This is a genomic window from Mammaliicoccus sp. I-M35 (genome assembly GCF_022386455.1).
GTDB lineage: Bacteria > Bacillota > Bacilli > Staphylococcales > Staphylococcaceae > Mammaliicoccus > Mammaliicoccus sciuri_A.
On the sequence record NZ_JAJNIL010000004.1, the window covers coordinates 71281 to 89663 of the forward strand.

18 protein-coding genes are annotated in these 18383 nt (G+C 33.5%); 4 read left to right on the top strand and 14 right to left on the bottom strand.

The window, feature by feature from the left end:
• Positions 1 to 633 precede the first annotated feature (633 nt).
• From LQ679_RS06085 to LQ679_RS06115, 7 genes are all read right to left on the bottom strand, one after another.
• Positions 634 to 2256 (bottom strand): BCCT family transporter, encoded by a 1623-nt coding sequence (locus tag LQ679_RS06085; RefSeq protein ID WP_239762270.1) that lies wholly within the window; start codon positions 2254 to 2256, stop codon positions 634 to 636.
• 339 nt (positions 2257 to 2595) lie between these two features.
• Positions 2596 to 3285, bottom strand: a complete 690-nt coding sequence (locus LQ679_RS06090) for an LrgB family protein (RefSeq protein WP_037590201.1) — start codon at positions 3283 to 3285, stop codon at positions 2596 to 2598.
• Complete coding sequence (locus LQ679_RS06095) at positions 3282 to 3665, bottom strand: CidA/LrgA family protein (RefSeq protein ID WP_048540515.1); 384 nt, start codon at positions 3663 to 3665, stop codon at positions 3282 to 3284. The genes LQ679_RS06090 and LQ679_RS06095 overlap by 4 nt, the downstream gene beginning before the upstream one ends.
• A 148-nt stretch (positions 3666 to 3813) precedes the next feature.
• A complete protein-coding gene (gene cidR / locus LQ679_RS06100; protein WP_239762271.1) occupies positions 3814 to 4710 on the bottom strand; it encodes a cidABC operon transcriptional activator CidR in 897 nt (298 codons plus the stop codon).
• 35 nt (positions 4711 to 4745) lie between these two features.
• Positions 4746 to 6080 carry a sodium-dependent transporter gene (locus LQ679_RS06105; protein ID WP_159316009.1) on the bottom strand — a complete coding sequence of 445 codons (1335 nt, stop codon included), beginning with the start codon at positions 6078 to 6080 and terminating at the stop codon, positions 4746 to 4748.
• 70 nt (positions 6081 to 6150) lie between these two features.
• Positions 6151 to 7299: an FAD-dependent oxidoreductase gene (locus LQ679_RS06110; protein ID WP_204253305.1), complete on the bottom strand. Its 1149-nt coding sequence runs from the start codon at positions 7297 to 7299 to the stop codon at positions 6151 to 6153.
• Positions 7300 to 7312: 13 nt separating this feature from the next.
• Positions 7313 to 7876 (bottom strand): PadR family transcriptional regulator, encoded by a 564-nt coding sequence (locus LQ679_RS06115; RefSeq protein ID WP_103361078.1) that lies wholly within the window; start codon positions 7874 to 7876, stop codon positions 7313 to 7315.
• Positions 7877 to 8090: 214 nt separating this feature from the next.
• Between LQ679_RS06115 and scdA the strand changes: the two genes are divergently transcribed.
• The 4 genes from scdA to LQ679_RS06135 all read left to right on the top strand — a co-directional run bounded on the left by scdA (position 8091) and on the right by LQ679_RS06135 (position 11029).
• On the top strand, positions 8091 to 8774 hold the full coding sequence (gene scdA / locus LQ679_RS06120; RefSeq protein WP_159316013.1) for an iron-sulfur cluster repair di-iron protein ScdA: 684 nt from the start codon (positions 8091 to 8093) through the stop codon (positions 8772 to 8774).
• 25 nt (positions 8775 to 8799) lie between these two features.
• A complete protein-coding gene (locus LQ679_RS06125) occupies positions 8800 to 9555 on the top strand; it encodes a class I SAM-dependent methyltransferase (RefSeq protein WP_239762272.1) in 756 nt (251 codons plus the stop codon).
• Positions 9556 to 9613: 58 nt separating this feature from the next.
• Positions 9614 to 10051, top strand: coding sequence for a VOC family protein (locus tag LQ679_RS06130; RefSeq protein ID WP_051575467.1), 438 nt, complete (start codon positions 9614 to 9616; stop codon positions 10049 to 10051).
• A gap of 111 nt (positions 10052 to 10162) precedes the next feature.
• Positions 10163 to 11029, top strand: a complete 867-nt coding sequence (locus LQ679_RS06135; RefSeq protein ID WP_239762273.1) for a nuclease-related domain-containing protein — start codon at positions 10163 to 10165, stop codon at positions 11027 to 11029.
• A gap of 581 nt (positions 11030 to 11610) precedes the next feature.
• Here LQ679_RS06135 and LQ679_RS06140 read toward each other — a convergent pair.
• From LQ679_RS06140 to LQ679_RS06170, 7 genes are all read right to left on the bottom strand, one after another.
• The gene (locus LQ679_RS06140; protein WP_239762274.1) at positions 11611 to 12579 is read right to left on the bottom strand and encodes a sugar phosphate isomerase/epimerase family protein; all 969 of its coding nucleotides are present in this window, start codon (positions 12577 to 12579) and stop codon (positions 11611 to 11613) included.
• Between the two features lie 12 nt (positions 12580 to 12591).
• Entirely contained in the window at positions 12592 to 13632 is a 1041-nt protein-coding gene (locus LQ679_RS06145) for a Gfo/Idh/MocA family protein (protein WP_239762275.1), read from the bottom strand.
• 17 nt (positions 13633 to 13649) lie between these two features.
• Positions 13650 to 14366, bottom strand: a complete 717-nt coding sequence (locus LQ679_RS06150; RefSeq protein ID WP_239762276.1) for a ThuA domain-containing protein — start codon at positions 14364 to 14366, stop codon at positions 13650 to 13652.
• A 15-nt stretch (positions 14367 to 14381) separates the two neighbouring features.
• The gene (locus LQ679_RS06155; RefSeq protein ID WP_129407440.1) at positions 14382 to 15458 is read right to left on the bottom strand and encodes a Gfo/Idh/MocA family protein; all 1077 of its coding nucleotides are present in this window, start codon (positions 15456 to 15458) and stop codon (positions 14382 to 14384) included.
• 237 nt (positions 15459 to 15695) lie between these two features.
• Positions 15696 to 17348 carry a Na/Pi cotransporter family protein gene (locus LQ679_RS06160; RefSeq protein WP_037589238.1) on the bottom strand — a complete coding sequence of 551 codons (1653 nt, stop codon included), beginning with the start codon at positions 17346 to 17348 and terminating at the stop codon, positions 15696 to 15698.
• Between the two features lie 151 nt (positions 17349 to 17499).
• Complete coding sequence (locus LQ679_RS06165) at positions 17500 to 17865, bottom strand: Na-translocating system protein MpsC family protein (protein WP_037589237.1); 366 nt, start codon at positions 17863 to 17865, stop codon at positions 17500 to 17502.
• A gap of 29 nt (positions 17866 to 17894) precedes the next feature.
• Entirely contained in the window at positions 17895 to 18377 is a 483-nt protein-coding gene (locus LQ679_RS06170) for a carbonic anhydrase (protein ID WP_107590451.1), read from the bottom strand.
• Positions 18378 to 18383 lie beyond the last annotated feature (6 nt).

Below are 18383 nucleotides of genomic sequence, written 5' to 3' on the forward strand. Positions count from 1 at the left end.
AATTATTCACTCAAAATGATAGTTGTTGCGAACACTTCAGTGTTAGTTTGTTTTAACTGAGGAGCTTAGTTACAAAACTTCTCAGAATTGTTACTAACGGCACCCTTATTTACAAAACTCCTTGGATTTGTTACTAACGGCCTCCTTAGTTACAAAACTTCTTAGAATTGTTACTAACGGCGCCCTTATTTACAAAACTTCCTGGAATTGTTACTAACGGCACCCTTATTTACAAAACTCCTTGAAATTGTTACTAACGGCACCCTTATTTACAAAACTCCTTGGATTTGTTACTAACGGCACCCTTATTTACAAAACTCCCTGGATTTGTTACTAACACCCTCCTTAGTTACAAAACTTCTTGGAATTGTTACTAACGGCACCCTTAGTTACAAAACTCCTTGAAATTGTTACTAACGGCACCCTTATTTACAAAACTCCTTGGATTTGTTACTAACGGCCTCCTTATTTACAAAACTCCTTGAATTTGTTACTAACGGCGCCCTTATTTACAAAACTACTCCAATTTGTAACTACTCGTGTCGTTATTCACATTTCTCACTAAAACTGCTATTAACAAAATTAAGATATAAAAATTTCCAACAAAACCATGTGATTTTGTTGGAATTTTCTTTATAAGTTATCGTCTTCTTTTTCTGCTCGTACTTGAACGATTCTTAATGATCGTCGTTCAACTGCTTTTAATTTTTCAGCTCGTTCTTCTAATTTAATTCGATCTCCGCCTAGTGTCCGGATAAATGAAACCATCATCATCACAAATATAACAGTTAGTGGCACACTTGCTAATATGGATGCTGTCTTCAAGACGTCTAACGCGCGTTCTCCACCTACTAACATTAATGAAAATGGCAATAAGCATAATGCAAACGCCCAGAATAAACGATTTGCTTTTAATGGTTCGTCTATAACTTCTTTTTGAGTTGCTGCTGCTAATATATATGAGCCTGAATCAAATGTTGTTGCTAAATATAAGAATGCTGAGATTAAGAATAGGACAATCATTACTTTTGGAAATGGTAATTGATGCATCACTTCTATTATAGTGGCTTCAGCGCTATGTTGATTCAAGAATTGAATGACATCAAATTGTCCTGAAATTTGTAAGAACACTGCATAGTTACCAAAGATACCAAAGAATAATACACACCCTAAAGTCCCATAAATAATTGTACCTAATACGACTTCTTTTAACGTACGACCTTTGGAAATTCTGGCAATAAATAAGCCAATAAATGGTGCATATACTAACCACCAAGACCAATAGAATATCGTCCAATCTTGAGGGAAGTTTGTTTCTTTTCTATCACCAATACCGCCAAATGGTTCTAACCATGTTGCCATTCTAAAGAAATTCTTCAACATATTTCCTAATCCTGATACAGTTGTTTCCATAATAAATATCGTTGGTCCGACAATCAGTACGATTCCTAAAATTAAGAATGTTAGCCAAACGTTAATATCGCTTAATTTTTGTATACCTTTTTTCAGTCCCGTATAAGAACTAAATGCAAAGATGACCGTAATGATGAGCAAGATAATACTTCTCATAACCATATTCTCACCATCTAGTCCTGTGAGTCGCTCTATCCCTGCAGAAATCATTGGCACACCTAGTGCTAATGATGTCGCTGCACCACCTAACAATCCAAAAATAAATAAAACATCTACAATTTTACCGAGTAATTTATCCGTTTGACCTTTTAAAATTGGTCTACATGCTTGGCTGATTTTATAGATTGGCTTCTTCTTAACAAATACTAAATAACCAATTGGCAATGCAGGTAACACATAAATCGCCCAAGCTATTGGGCCCCAATGAAACATGCCATACATTGTTGCATATTCGAGTGCTTCATCCGTCATACTACCTGCACCATACGGCGGCACTTGATAATAGTATGCCCATTCGATGACACCCCAGTATAAAATGTCTGAACCGATACCCGCACAAAACAGCATCGAAATCCAACTAAAATTATTAAATTCAGGTTTATCACTTGCTTTACCTAAAGTGACATTCCCGTATTTCCCAAACGCTATGTATAATACAAATGCAAAAACAATCAATCCAAGTAATAGATACCATGCACCTAATGAATCTGAAATAATATCATTGATACTTGTGATGACTTCTTGACTAGCTTTAGGGAATACCATCATCGGTATAACAGCGATAAGTAATACTGCAACCGTCCCATAAAATGTCCACCAGTCCATTACTTTATGTTTCTTCACTTCTGAACACTCCTCGTTGTCGATTAATGTACATCGTTAAATAATCATTTTTAATGAACACGATGATTTAAATCACAATGAAGACGATATAGAAGTTTTAATAAAAATGCAAATTACATACAATGAAAAGCATCATTACTTATGAATAAATATATATAATACACATTTTATAATCATTATAAATATTGCTACAACGGTTGTGTTAAGTTAAAATTTAACGAACATAACAAATCTAACGCACTTTTATTATGTATTTTTATACATATTTCATGAATATAAATTTATATAAAAAAGAAGGAAATATGACATGAATTTTGCCATATCTCCTTCTATATCTCATTAAATATAAGTGGTCATTAAATAAAGTACTGGTAACATAATCGCACTGAGTACAGCTGTTAAAATCATACCAATTGTACTAAACGCACCTGCTTCAATATTAGATTCCAAAGCTTTTGCTGTACCAAACGCATGTGAAGCATTACCATACGTTAAACCTTTTGCTAAATCACTTGTAAACTTCGCTTTGCTAATATAAAAATTACCTAAAATACTACCAATTAAACCTGTCGCTATAATAAACATTACCGTTATTGTATCTGTGCCACCCATTTGGTGAGACACTTCAATACCTACTGCTGCTGTCATCGATCTAGGTAAAATTGTGACAATCGTTGAACTCGGATATCCCATTATATATAGAACGCCATAAATGAGGACAAAGTTAACCATGATGCCTGCTAATACACTTGAAATAATAATTTTGAAGTTCGCGACAATCAACTTTCTATATTTATATAACGGATAAGCTAAACTCACAACTGAACAATCTAAAAATTGATGAATCCATGAACCACCTACCATGTAGTCTTTGTAATTCATACCTAACACTAATAAAATTGTGACAATCATAATTGAAGCAATCAGTGCTGGATTAAGAATAGGATGTTTATATTTAATTTGTAGTTTCTTAGCGATGATAAAACAAGCTAATGTTAAAAGTACCATCAATAAAGATTGTATAATCATGATGCATTCTCCTTATCCGTTTTATTAATATTTAAAAACTTTTCACATACATAACCAGATGAGAGTGCTACTAAACTTGTACTCACAATGAGTAACACGACCATAATGATATAACCTGGTCCAATCTGATCTGCAATATCCATTATGCCTACGATGGAAGGCACGAAAAATAAAATCATAACATTAATTAATTTATTAGCACCGACTTCTATCCATCGTTCAGGTAAAATACCTGTTAGAAGTAATAAAAATAATAATGCTAGTCCAACAATACTACCTGCAATTGGTATATGTAATATTTCTTGAAGCCATTTACCAATTTGAGTAATCATATATATGAGAGATACTTGAAATAGTATCTTTATAAACAATTTGATCATATGCGCTCATCCTTTTAATAAGACTTATAGACAATATTATAGGACGGTTCAAAGTATTAATAAAATACATATTATCGATTTAACATATTCCGTATTGGAATAGTTCAAACATATCATTACTGCTCAAAGCAAGAAACAGGCTAGAACATTATGTTCCGGCCTGCTTCTTGATTAATGATTCTTTTAGAAATAATATCCATTCTTTCGTAACGCGATTCACATAAGCACCTTTTTTCCAAATTAATCCGAGATGCCAATATATCTTTTCACCTTCAAGTTCAATCATTGTCACATCATCACTCATTTGTTCAGCAATACTTTTTGGCACAATAGATAGACCAAGTCCTCTTTCTATCATATTGCTGATAAAGGTAAGCTGTGATATTTTAGCAACTGTCTTTGGATAGAATCCCTCTTTTCGACAGTTCTCAATAATCATATCTCTTAAATAATAGTCATCGTGAAACAAGACAAATTCTTCATCTTTCAATTCTCTGATTGAAACTTGATGTCTCTTGGCAAGTTTATGTGACTTATTCACTACTAAAAATAATTCCTCTTTATAAAGTGGCACGCTGTTATATTTAGATGAGTCTACAGGTAACGTCGTCACACCAATATCTACTTCATCTTTATTAATATAATGTTCTACCGCTTTACCGCCACCTTCAGTAACTTCGTATGTGACGTTAGAATATTTACCATGAAAATTCTCAAGACTATCTGTTATAAGATCCACTTTAATCATAGGTGATAACCCTAATCTAATGTGTCCACGTTGCACTTCAAAGATATCATTCAATTCGAGCGTCAAATGATCAAACAGTGTTAAGAATTCTACCGCTTTATCATAAAATACTTCGCCAGTATCAGTTAGTTTAATGTGTTTTTGTGAACGATCAAATAGCGTGACATCAAATTCATTTTCAAGATTTTTCACAGCTTTACTAATTGTAGATTGCGCTACAAATAAATGTTCTGCTGCTTGGGTCATACCACCATTTCTAACTATTTCCACAAAATATTTTAACTGTTTAAACTCCATTTGCTATACCTCATTTCATGGATTTCATGACAGACTTAAAGCGAACATATAAATACGATAAGTATAATAATCGGAATGATATATCTCATTAAGAACTTCCATAATTTAAACCATTTTAAAGAAAGTTGATTCCCCATTTGGAATTCTCTTTTTACAATAGCTTGATCCATTCTAAACGAAATAAATATAGCGATTAATAAACAGCCAATTGGCAATAATATGTTGCTCACTAAATAATCTGTAGCATCAAATATAGACTTTCCAAAAATCGAAACATCTGCAAGAACACCATACGACAGTGAAGATGGAATACAAGCGATAAATGTCAGTAATCCTAATATCCACACTATTTTTGAACGTGATCTTTTGCCTTCTTTTTCGAAAGCTGAAATGATAATTTCAAATTGACTAAATGAAGAAGTCAATGTTGCAAATAAGAATAACAGTAAAAATAACGTTAAGAATACTGAACCAAATGCCATTTGACCAAATACATTAGGTAATACGATAAATAATAATCCAGGACCTTCAGTAGGTTCTAATGAGAATGCAAATACAACTGGGAATATCGCCATTCCTGCTAATATAGACACGATAATATTCATAATCGATACTGACATAGCTGACGTTGGTAAGCTTTCTTTTTTACTTAAATACGAACTATAAGTAACCATACATGAGAATCCAACAGCTAACGCGAAGAATGACTGACCTAACGCATACAATACGCCTTCAGCTGAGAAGTCTTCAAAGTTAAAACTAAAGAAGAACGATAATCCTTCAGACGCGCCTTCTAAAGTTACTGCTCTAACAACAAGAATAATAAAGAATATAAATAATAAAGGCATTAATACATTATTTGCACGTTCAATACCTTTTTTAATACCGAAGTTTAACACAACAACATTCATTAAAATAAAGACAAACACACCGATTAATACAGTAAATGGCTCTCCTATAATTTGTTCAAAGACTTTACCGTAGTTTGTACCATCAGATATAAGATTGCCTGTTAATCCCAATGCTGTATAGATTGTAATCCAACCACCTACAACACTGTAAAAGGATAATAATAAGAAACATCCAATAACACCAAGTCTGCCCGTTATTCTCCATGGTGATTTTGGTGCTAGCGTATCATAGGCTGCAACAGCTTCTTTGTTTGTTGCACGTCCAATGATAAATTCCGAAATCAACATTGGTAAGCCAATAAATAATGTAAATATAATAAATAACAATAAGAAGGCGCCACCACCGAATTGACCTGCAACATAAGGAAACTTCCATATTGCGCCAATACCGATTGCAGCACCTGCTGATGCCATAATAAATCCTATCTTAGATGACCATTGATCTCTTTGTTTGACCATGTTATCACTCCATTCAGTTCTTCCTTAATTGAAGTATAACGCAAATTAATCATCTACACAGTAAGAATTTTTATGACATTAGTTCTACATTTGTAAATATACTGCCCATTTTTTCAGCAGCATTATCCGAAAACATTAAATCTAAATTATCTTGAGATTCTTGTGCATGTTCTTCAGAAGCTTTGTACATTTCATCTTCGTATGCTGTTATCACATCTTCTAAATTGTCATGATTTTTAAATGCGCGTGCTAATAAATACGCGTCATATAAAGCTGTATTAACACCTTCACCTGCGAATGGACTCATAACGTGAGCGGCATCACCTAATAATGTGATATTCGATTGACGTTTCCATTTGAAACCAATTGGCAATTTATAAATTCTTCTAAATAAAGCTTGATCATCAGCGTATGAAATGTATTTTAAAAGGTCTTTATCCCAATCTTTAAAATCTTGTAATAAACGTAATTTTAGTTGTTCAGAAGACAAAGCTTTATACGTATCTAAATCTTTATAAGGCATGCGATAAGTGACATAAACTTTAATTGATCCATCACCGTTCAATTGTCCAAGTATAGCTTGATCACCGCCAAGCGCCATGATTTTACCATTCTTATTAAAAGCAGCTAAATCTGGAAATTGTTGTTTCACATCAGAAATATTTAGTTCGACCATTGAAATGCCTGTGTAGCTGATTTCTTGCTCTGTTATAAATGGTCTCACTTTAGAAAATGATCCATCTGCACCGACTACAACATCAAAGATTTCACTCATATTATGATTAAAAGTGACTTTAACTTTATGATTATCTAACGTTTCTATTGCTTTAAATTCATAATGATAGCGGATGTTTTCTGGATTGATTTCGTTAAGAATCATATCGCAAAGTTCACCACGGTCAATCTCTGGTCTTCCACCTTCACCTTCTGCATCATCTTCAAAATACAATGTGCCATCTGGTCCTAGAATTTTTGTATCTTCTCCTTCAAATCTTGCCATACTTTTAAATGTTTCAATAAGACCAGCTTCTTTAATCGGCAATTGTCCGGATTCTTCGTGAATGTCTAACGAACCACCTCTATTGCCATTAATATTGCGCTCACCTTTTTCAAATATCGTAAATGGAATTCCTTGTTTCTGTAATAACAAACCGAGCATTAAGCCACCAGGACCTCCACCTATAATTGCGACTTTATTATTTTTATTGCTTTTCAACATGTTTACCTTCTTTTTAGTTTTTATATAAGTTTTTTGCTTTTTCTTTTGTTTCATTTATAAATGATTCGAATTTCGCTTTTTTCTCATCATCTTCTACTGCTTCTCTTCCCGCTAACATAATTTCTTTAAATAAATCTCTAAGTTGATTTCGTGCATCTTCCATTGCTTTAATATCAACATTTTGGAATCCTTCTAATCGTTTCGTAAATTCATCTTGATCGATGTTTTCATTTAAAAATGTTTCGCCTTCATCTGTAATTGTATAAACTTTTTTATTACCATCTTTAGAAATTGATACAAAGTCTCTATCTTCTAACATTTGCAAAATTGGATAAACAGAACCTGGACTTGGTGCATAGAATCCTTTGAATCTTTCTTCTAAATCTTTAATGACTTGATAACCATGTTTTGGTTCTTCTTTTAACATTTTTAAAATAATAAATTGTAAGTTCCCTTTCTTAAAGAAACGATCTCTTCCCGGATGACCGCCAAAACCTCTGCCAAAATCAAAGCCATCACGATTCATCATATGACCTCTGTGATTGTTAAATCTTCCCTCAAAATTTCTTCTAAACATATAATCACCTTTCTTCTTTTCGATATATCGTTATATTATCCGATATATCGAAAAGAGTCAAGCGATATATCGGAATAAATTTTATCGACATCTTTTCATACCATATTTTTTACAATTTTATGTAATTTTCATGGAATTCCCTAATACTGAGAATGTTTCTCATATAATATAATTGAGATATATAGAAGGTAAATATTTTAAAGGAGGTCATTACATGATTACTAAAGAGCGTCATGTTGCTGATGTCGTAACAGATATTCCAAAGTCTGCTGATATTTTTCGTAAATACGGTATCGACTTTTGTTGTGGAGGTGATGTATCCATTGATGAAGCCGTGTCTAATAATAAAAAGGTCGATTTAGAAACATTGTTAAATCAACTCAATAGCATACCTGCCGATCAACAAAATGGCGGAATTGATATTAAATATTTAGATGCTGCTTCACTTATTCAGTACATTCAATCTCGATATCATGAAGGATTGAGAACTGAGTTCCAAAACTTAACACCTTATGTTACAAAGTTAGCTAAAGTTCACGGTCCAAGTCATCCATATTTATTAGAACTAAAGGACTTATATACTAAATTGAAGTCTGCATTATTAGAACATATTGACGAAGAAGATCATCAGTCGTTCCCTAAACTTTTAGATGTATCAGCAGGTAAACAAGTTGATCAATTAAACGAAACGATTACATCTTTAGTTGATGAACATGATGAAGCAGGACAATTATTACGAGAGATACGTGCCATCACAAACGATTACCAACCACCTCTAGAAGCATGTGGTACATGGAGACTTGTCTATCAACGTTTAGAACAATTAGAACGCGACACACATGAACATGTTCATTTAGAAAACCACGTATTATTTAAAAAATACAAACATCTACTTTAAAAACTTTTTAAAGGAATGATTCATTATGAAAAAAGAAGCTGGACATACATTTTTAGCGAAGTTAGGTAAGAAAAGATTAAGACCTGGTGGAAAAATTGCGACAGATTGGCTCATTAAAAAAGGGCATTTCAAGAGAGATAAATATGTATTAGAAGTTGGATGCAATATGTGTACAACAGCTATGCAAATTGCGAAAACTTACGGATGTAGAATTGAAGGTGTCGACTTAAATGCTAAAGCTCTAGAAAAAGGTATTAAAAATGTATCATCTGCAAACTTATCTCATTTAATTAATGTTCAAAAAGCTAATGCCATGAACTTACCATTTGAAGATGAACAATTTGATATCGTATTAAATGAAGCGATGCTTACAATGTTGCCGATTAAAGCGAAAGAACAAGCATTAAAAGAATATTACCGCGTCTTGAAACCAGGTGGCATCGTATTAACACATGATATCGCCATTATTAATGTTAAATCTAAAGATGAAATTATCCATCATTTAAGTGATGCCATTAACGTTAAAGTAACCCCATTACCAACAGCAGAATGGTACAAACTTTATCAAGATGCTGGCTTCAAACAAATAGAATCGCACATTGGCGCGTTAACACTGATGACGCCAGCTGGCATGATACGAGATGAAGGTGTATTGGGTACGCTTAAAATTATAAAAAATGCCTTAAAAAAAGAAAATCGCTCTATGTTCTTTAATATGTTTAAAACAATGAAACGATATAAAAAAGATATGAATTATATTGTTCATGCTGTTAGGAAATAACCGTCTCAACAGATATAATAGTTATAATATAACTATTAACTGAATTGGAGATGTAAACATGAAATTAAATAAAATGGACCATGTAGGTATAATCGTTGAAGATTTAGAATCTGTTAAAGCATTTTTTAGTACGTTAGGATTGGAACTGATCGGAGAACAAAATATTAACGGTGAATGGATTGGCAATATTTATGGTGTAGATGCTTTAGAAGCAAGCATTGCTATGATGAAAGTTCCTCACGATGAAACAGCTATAGAACTCATACAATTTCGTGACCAATCATCAACGACCAACAAATCTATACATTTCCCAAGAAATGTAGGTGCTAGTCATTTTGCATTTTCAGTTCAAAATATTGAACAAGTTGTAGAACAATTGGCCACAACATCTTCTCAAGTGATTGGAGAAATTACGCAATTCGAAGACATCTACAAATTGTGTTATATCAAAGGTCCAGAAGGTATTTATATCGAATTAGCAGAAAAACTCAAATAAGTTATAATAAAAACATTTTGGAAATCAAGATAATCGGTTTCTAAAATGTTTTTATTTGTATTTTAGTGGAATATTATATATAATAAATGTAAAAAAATAGGAGGTTGATAGATGGAACTCACACGATATAACAGGGCAATCTTTGGTCGAATAGATGCCAATCAAGAGACCCAGGAAATTTATCGACAAATCCAAGGAGAAGAAGGTGAACAAATTGTACAACAAATGTTAGATAAAGAACTTAAGTTAAATTATGTACATAACATTGAATTAAATATAAAGAACCAAATTCAACTCGATTTCCTCATTGTAGATGATGATAAGATGATTAATTTAGAAGTCAAACATTATAAAGGCGACTATTATATCATCGATAATCAAATGAAAAATAGTTACGGGAACATATTCCAAACCCCCTTTTCACAAATGAAAAGAGCCGAATATGAACTTGAATTGATTAAATCACATCTCAATATTAAACGAGATATTTTATCTTATCTCGTATTTACAAACCCCACATTTACACTTCACTCTGACATACCTAATCGTAAACAGGTACTGTTACCAACAGAGTTACACAAAATTCCTAAGTTATTTAATAATTTTAAAGTAGACGAAAATAGAGCCATCCTCAATAAAATCAAAACACTTAAACAAGATTTTTCGAAGACCTATCCTAGACATATGATTCCATTCGAGCAAATCAAACCAGGCTTAAGATGTCCACATTGCCGTAAAATCAACCAAATACAATTAGATAAACGAATGAGATTCGGTCATTGTATGTATTGCTCAAGACATATACAGAGACAGTTACTCTACTTAGAAAATTTAAAAGAATTATACGTATTAAAGAATGGGCCATTTACTTTAAAAGAAGCAGAATTGTGGTGTGGTGGGGATAGATGGGCAATTAGGCAAATATGTAATAAATATTTTAAGAAAGAAGGTGATTATATGTACCGATACTTCTTATGAGGCATCTAAAATGTATGTTTGTTTGTAACTCGTGAGTTTATTTCAGCTTTAACTCACATCTTTGTGAATCTCGTGAGTTTACTTCAGCTTTAACTCACATCTTTGTGAATCTCGTGAGTTTATTTCAACTTTAACTCACATCTTTACGAATCTCGTGAGTTTATTTCAGCTTTAACTCACACCTTTGCGAATCTCGTGAGTTTACTTCAGCTTTAACTCACATCTTTGTGAATCTCGTGAGTTTATTTCTGCTTTAACTCACATCTTTATGAATCTCGTGAGTTTATTTCAACTTTAACTCACATCTTTACGAATCTCGTGAGTTTATTACAACATTAACTCACATCTTTACGAATCTCGTGAGTTTACTTCAACTTTAACTCACATCTTTGTGAATCTCGTGAGTTTATTACAACTTTAACTCACATCTTCGGGGCTCTCGTGAGTATATTTCGACGTTAACTAAGATTTTTACCTCAAAATCGTCGCCCTCCACTCACAGACCCCATCCCCCTAGATTCACCCCCCTCTCAAAAATAAAAACCATGGTATCAGCCCTCAAGCTGAAACCATGGTTTTCTTCATGCCCACCATATATTTCCTAATGATTCGTTTATATTTACTGTTTGCAAGTTATGTGCTGCTTTTTGGAATCCTTCTTCTACTGACATGATTGGGTCTTCATGTTCTATACTCACGACATAATCATATCCATTGATTCTCAACGCGCTTATAATATCTCCCCATACTTGTGGGCTATGTCCATAACCGACTGTTCTGAATGTCCAAGCTCTTGATTGAACTGAACTATACGGCTGCATATCTGTTAATCCGTACATATTGACATTTTCTTGGTCGATATAAGTATCTTTTGCATGAAAATGATGAATCGCACCAGCTTTACCTAAAATTTTAATGGCTGCTATCGGATCAATGCCTTGCCACCATAAATGACTCGGATCTAAGTTCGCACCAATCGCATCGTTTGTCGCTTCTCTAAGTTTTAAAAGTGTATGTGGTGTATGTACTGAGAATCCAGCGTGTAGTTCAATACCTATTTTAACGTTGTAGTCTTTAGCAAACTGCGCCGCTTCTTTCCAATAGGGTATCAACTTCTTCTCCCATTGCCACTCTAATATTTCTGAGTATGCTGTTGGCCACGGTGTTACTGGCCAGTTTGGATGCTTAGCGTCTTCATCTGAACCTGGTATACCTGAAAATGTATTAACTACTGGGACACCTAGGATCGAAGCTAATTTAACCGATTTAATAAATGTTTCATGTGCTTGTTTAGCATGTTCTTTATCTGGTGAAACAGGATTGTCATGACAACTAAATGCACTGATTTCTAATCCACGTTTCTTGATAGCATCCATAAATGATTGTCTTTTACTTTCATCTTCTAACAATTCATCTACATTACAAAAATGGTTACCCGGATTCCCACCTGTACCGATTTCGACCATTTTCAATCCTGAATCTGCAACATGATCTAACATTTCTTCAAACGTTTTATCTTGAAAAAGTACTGTAAATACACCAATTTTCATATGTAACACCCCTTATTTTATTTTAACACTCATTCCTTGTTCACTACTTTCATAAATTGCATCTATTAATGCACTCACGCGTCTAGCTTCTTCAGGTTTCACGACTAACGACTCTAGTCCTAAACAACTATTCACAAAGTTTAAAGTCTGACGTTCTGCAGCAATATTTTCATTATGTTCAGCATATGCTTGTTCGTTGAAAAATGTACCAAATCGAGGTTGATAAATTTCAAATGGATAAAGGTTAATACCCCCATCTACACCAGACATACTTAAGTGAATTTTATCTTCTTTAATATTCGCAGACCATGAGCATTCGAACTGCATCGTTGAACCGTCTTCAAATGTTATAAATGAAGATACATGGTCATCTACTTCAAACGTTTCATGATCAAACGTTCCCCAATCATTGATTTGATTAGGTGTCTTACTCAAACGATTGTACGTCTTACCTAATACTTCGACTGGTTTCGCATCCGTTTGTAACCATAAAGCAAGGTCTAATAAATGGCATCCATAATCAATTAGACTGCCGCCACCTTGAAGTTGTTTATTTGTAAACACACCCCAACCTGGCACTTTTCTTCGACGCAATGCTTGTACTCTCGTTACAAGCGCATCACCTACAACACCTTCATCAATTGCACGACGAGCTGTTATTGCGGCATCTGTAAAGCGGTAATGATAGCCTATTGCGAGCACTTTACCGGATTGATTTGCCGCTTCAATCATTGCATCACATTCTTTGCGATTCATAGCCATTGGTTTCTCACAAAATACATGTACACCTGCATTTAACGCTGCAACAGTTATTTCTGCATGAAATTTATTTGGTGTACATATGACGACCGCATCTACACTTTTAAACATCTCCTCATATTCTGAAAAGACATTTGGAATTTGAAATTGTGATGACACTTTTTTAGCGAGTTCTTCATTAATATCTTGTACGCCAACAATTTCAACTAAGTGATTTAATTTTTGTAAAGCTGGTATATGTCTGTTTTGTGCGATACCGCCGACACCTATAACACCTAGTTTAAGTTTATCCATAAATATAATCTCCTATTTTATTTCTTGCTAATTTCTTCTAAAGGTTGTGCGTTACCATATTGATGTTTAGGTGTGCGATCATTTTTCGCCCACTTAACAGCATTTTTAATAACTTGTTGAATTTCTTCATTATAATAAGTAGGGTAACTTTCGTGTCCCGGTCTAAAATAAAAAATCTTTCCGTTTCCGCGCTTAAATGTTGCACCACTTCTAAACACTTCTCCACCTTCAAACCAACTAACAAATATAGTTTCATCTGGTGCCGGTATATCAAAGTGTTCGCCGTACATTTCTTCTTTTTCTAATTCAATATATTGCCCTAATCCATCTGTAATTGGATGTGTTGGATCAACTACCCAAAGTCGCTCTCTATCATCTGCTTCGCGCCATTTCAAATCACATGTCGTACCCATCAAACTTTTGAATATTTTAGAGAAATGTCCAGAATGTAACACGATAAGACCCATACCATCTAGTACACGTGCTTTTACTTTTTCGACGATTTCATCTTTCACTTCATCATGTGCTTTATGACCCCACCATAACAAAACATCAGTCTCAGCTAATACTTCATCTGTTAATCCGTGTTCTGCTTCATCTAATGTTGCTGTTTTAACGTCGTGTTCTTCACTTAAAAATTCAGCAATAACATTGTGAATACCATTAGGATAAACTGCTTTAATTTCTTCACTTTCTACTTCGTGTCTATATTCATTCCATACTGTTATGTTCATTAATAAAACCCCTTCTTAGTCAAAATATACTGCTTTACCAGTCTTAGCTGATTCATAAAGTGCTTCTAATATTTGTGTAATCACAATTGCTTGTTCTGGTTTCACAACAGGCTCTGTATCATTAAGAATGCTGTCAATCCAACTACGTGCCTCTACTTCAGCTTCATCTACTTTTTCACCTTCATAAAAATCAACGCCTTTATTTTCAAGTTCTACTTGCGTTGTATATAAAGAACCAAAGTCTTCTCCGTGGATTCTTAAGCCATCTTTCATATCGGCACCACCTTCAGTACCAGATAATGAACATTTTGCTTCATCTACTTCTAAAGAGTTTAACGCCCAACTTGATTCAAGCATGATTGTCGCACCATTTTTCATCTTAATAAAACCGAAAGCTGAGTCCTCTACTTTGAACTTTTCAGGATCCCATGGTCCCCATGCATTAGCTGCATTTTCTTTCTTACCTAACTTATGAAAAGTTGAACCCATTACTGATTCTGGTTCGTAATTATCCATCATCCATAACGTTAAATCGAGTGCATGTGTCCCAATATCAATTAAAGGACCGCCACCTTGTTGTTCTTCATCTAAGAAGACACCCCAAGTCGGCACTGCTCTACGACGAATAGCGTGTGCTTTTCCGAAATAAATATCCCCTAAGTCACCACGCTCTGTCGCTTTATGTAAATATTGACTGTCAGGTCTAAATCTATTTTGATAACCAATCGTAAGTTTCTTGCCATTACGTTTAGCCGCTTCAATCATTTCTTGCGCTTCTTCTGTCGTCTTAGCCATAGGTTTTTCACACATAACATGTTTACCTGCATCTAATGACGCAACCGTTAATTCCTTATGAGAACTGTTCGGTGTACATACATGAATGACATCAATAGCATCATCCTTTAAAAGTGATTGGTAATCTTCGTAAACTTTCGCATTCTCCGTACCGTATTCCTTAGCTGCTGCTTGTGCTTTATCAATATCAATATCACAAAAAGCAACAATGTTCACTTCGCTTATTTTTTGTAAACTCGGTAAATGCTTACCATTCGCAATACCACCACAACCAATAATTCCTACATTCAAACTCATATGTACAACCCCTTTTATGTATTTATGCGACAGTTAATAATATTAAGCAATCGCTTACATTTTTGTTTATATAACTATGTTAAAATAAAAAACAATAAACACCAACGAATAACACTTGTAAAGACACTTATATTTTACATCTGAATATATTTTCATAAGTTAAAAATATTTTCAGTATGATAAATAGAAAAATGGGACAATTAACACATGTATACATGCATAAATTGTCCCATTTATTTATATTTTCACTTCAGTTGTTTGTGTGTATGAATGCTCTCCGAGGTTAATCATAGATTCTGATATATTTCGTGAGTGGTAACCAATTCTTTCGAGGATTGATATCATGTCGATATATACAAGGCTACCTTCTGGTGAACATTCTCCAGAGCTTAATCTCTTGATATGTTTTTTACGTAAGTCATGCTCTAGTACATATGAATCTTGGCTTCGTTTCACAACTTCGTCTTTTTTTAGATTGTCATAAACGTCAAATACTTCAAACGTTTTTTCATATGAAATTTTTACGTGTTCATATAACCGTTCGATGCTTTCTTCTGCTTTTGATGAAATTTGAATATCAGCTGATTGTTTCTTCTGCAATTCTTCTAAGTATGATTCTGTTAATGTAGATACTTTCAATATTGTTCTATTAACATCATATAAAACAGATAGCCTTTCAGCATCTTTAGCTGATAGTTTCTTCTCAGATAATTTATTTAAATATTGACGTACATTATCATACATATTATCTACTGCAAGGTGTTTATCTTTATGCTTTTTAATTGCTTTTTCATCAATATTTTCAACATTATTCAACATTGAAACAGTCATTTTACCGATATTTTGAATTTCATCTTGAGCCTCTTGAAGCGCGATACTAGGTGCTCGATTAATTAAATTATTATCAAGATATTTCGGTTTATATTTTTCATTTACATCTTCACCTGGAATGATTTTCGTTACAATCCAAGCTAATGCGAAGATGAATGGTAGTTGTATAAGTGTATTTGTTACATTGAATGTTCCGTGTGCAAATGCTATAACCATTTTTGGATTTAAATTCATAGCGTGTTGAATCCATTCCATCGTCATTTCGTAGAATGGTAATATTAATAGAAATACTGCTGCACCGATAACATTAAACATAACATGCGCCATCGCAACACGCTTAGCAGCGATAGAGCCTGCTAAACTTGCTAATACAGCTGTAATCGTCGTTCCAATATTGTCACCTAATAAGATAGGTAATGCACCATGTAATGAAACTAAATCATTGGCATAGAAACCTTGTAAAATACCAATCGTTGCACTTGAACTTTGAACGATTAACGTCACAAATGTACCTGCAAGTACACCTAATATCGGAGTAGAAGACATATCTAACATAATTTGTTTAAAGCCTTCTAAATTAGCAAGTGGTTTCACCGCACCACTCATTAATTCTAGACCGTAGAATAGTGATCCAAATCCGAAGAAAATCATACCGATATTTTTAACTTTTCTTTTTTGAATGAAGAAAATTAAAAATGCACCTAATGCTAGTATTGGTAAAGCATATTCACCAATGTTAATCCCAATAATAAACGCTGTGACCGTCGTACCGATATTGGCACCCATAACAACGCCTATTGCTTGTCGCATCGTCATAAATCCAGCACTTACGAGTCCGATTGTGATAACCGTTGTTCCTGAACTACTTTGTATTAAAATTGTCACGATCATACCTGCAAGTACACCCATAATAGGATTACTTGTAAATCTATTTAATATACCTCTTAATCTGTCGCCTGCTGCTGCTTGTAAGCCATCGCCCATTTGTTTAATCCCGTATAGGAAGATACCTAAACCACCGATGAATGTAAAAATCATTTGTAATGCCGAGAGTTCCATAACACACCTCTTTAAAGTTATTGTAACCATTGTGAATAATAAACTATAATTGTTAAGCTAATGTAAATTTTTAATTAACTTTTATTAAAATTATGATTATCTTTCTATTTTTTAATTTTAAAGGATTTTCATTATCGATTTATGGCAATTATTAATTAAAAAGTTCTTCAATATTATGATGCATTTTAAAGATCATCATACGTTCACCAGTTCTTGAACTTAAATCTGTATGGAAACTTTTGACGTCTTGTTGGGTAATATCAAATATCATTTGGTATAAATGATCCATGTCTGATTCTACTAATTTTGAACGTGTACGTTTTATACTCAATAAACCTTCTTGTGTTTCACATACGCTATATTCTGCAGGTGTAAGGACACCTTGTAAATCAACAATAATCATATCTCTTAAAATATCTGTCTTAACAGATAGAGAGCCTCTACCTAGATATTCTTTTTCCCATTGCGTAATGGCTTTACTAATTTTTGATTCACATGCTCCTTTAGTCATTTCCATATTTGTCTCTCCTTAATGCTAATTTTGCTTTATGTTAAATGTTCAGCAATTGTTTCAATATTGTTTTGATTGATGGTCATACCGTTTATTGTAATACCAGATGGTATAAGTGGATGATTAGACACTTGATGAATGCTTTGTTTAATACTTTGATGAATATCACTTTCACCATTTAACCATTCATGAATATTGTCACTACTAAACTCAGGCTTACAATTTTCAAATAAGTAATCAAGTGTTTTAATTTTTTCTGTATGACTTTTGACACTTTCAGGTAATGCGATTACTTGTTTATCATCTGACTTTCTAATGATATATACATGCTCTATATCATATTCGTAAATCGCGATAATAATAGATCGCATCACATCACCATATGCATGCGCAATTTCTGCCTGAAAGCTTTGTATCGACATGACATGATTTGGGTTGAAATTTAAAGATTCAACAAGTTGGCTTTCTAGATGTGTATTTAAATCAGATAGTATGAGTATATTTTTTTCATCATTCATATTATA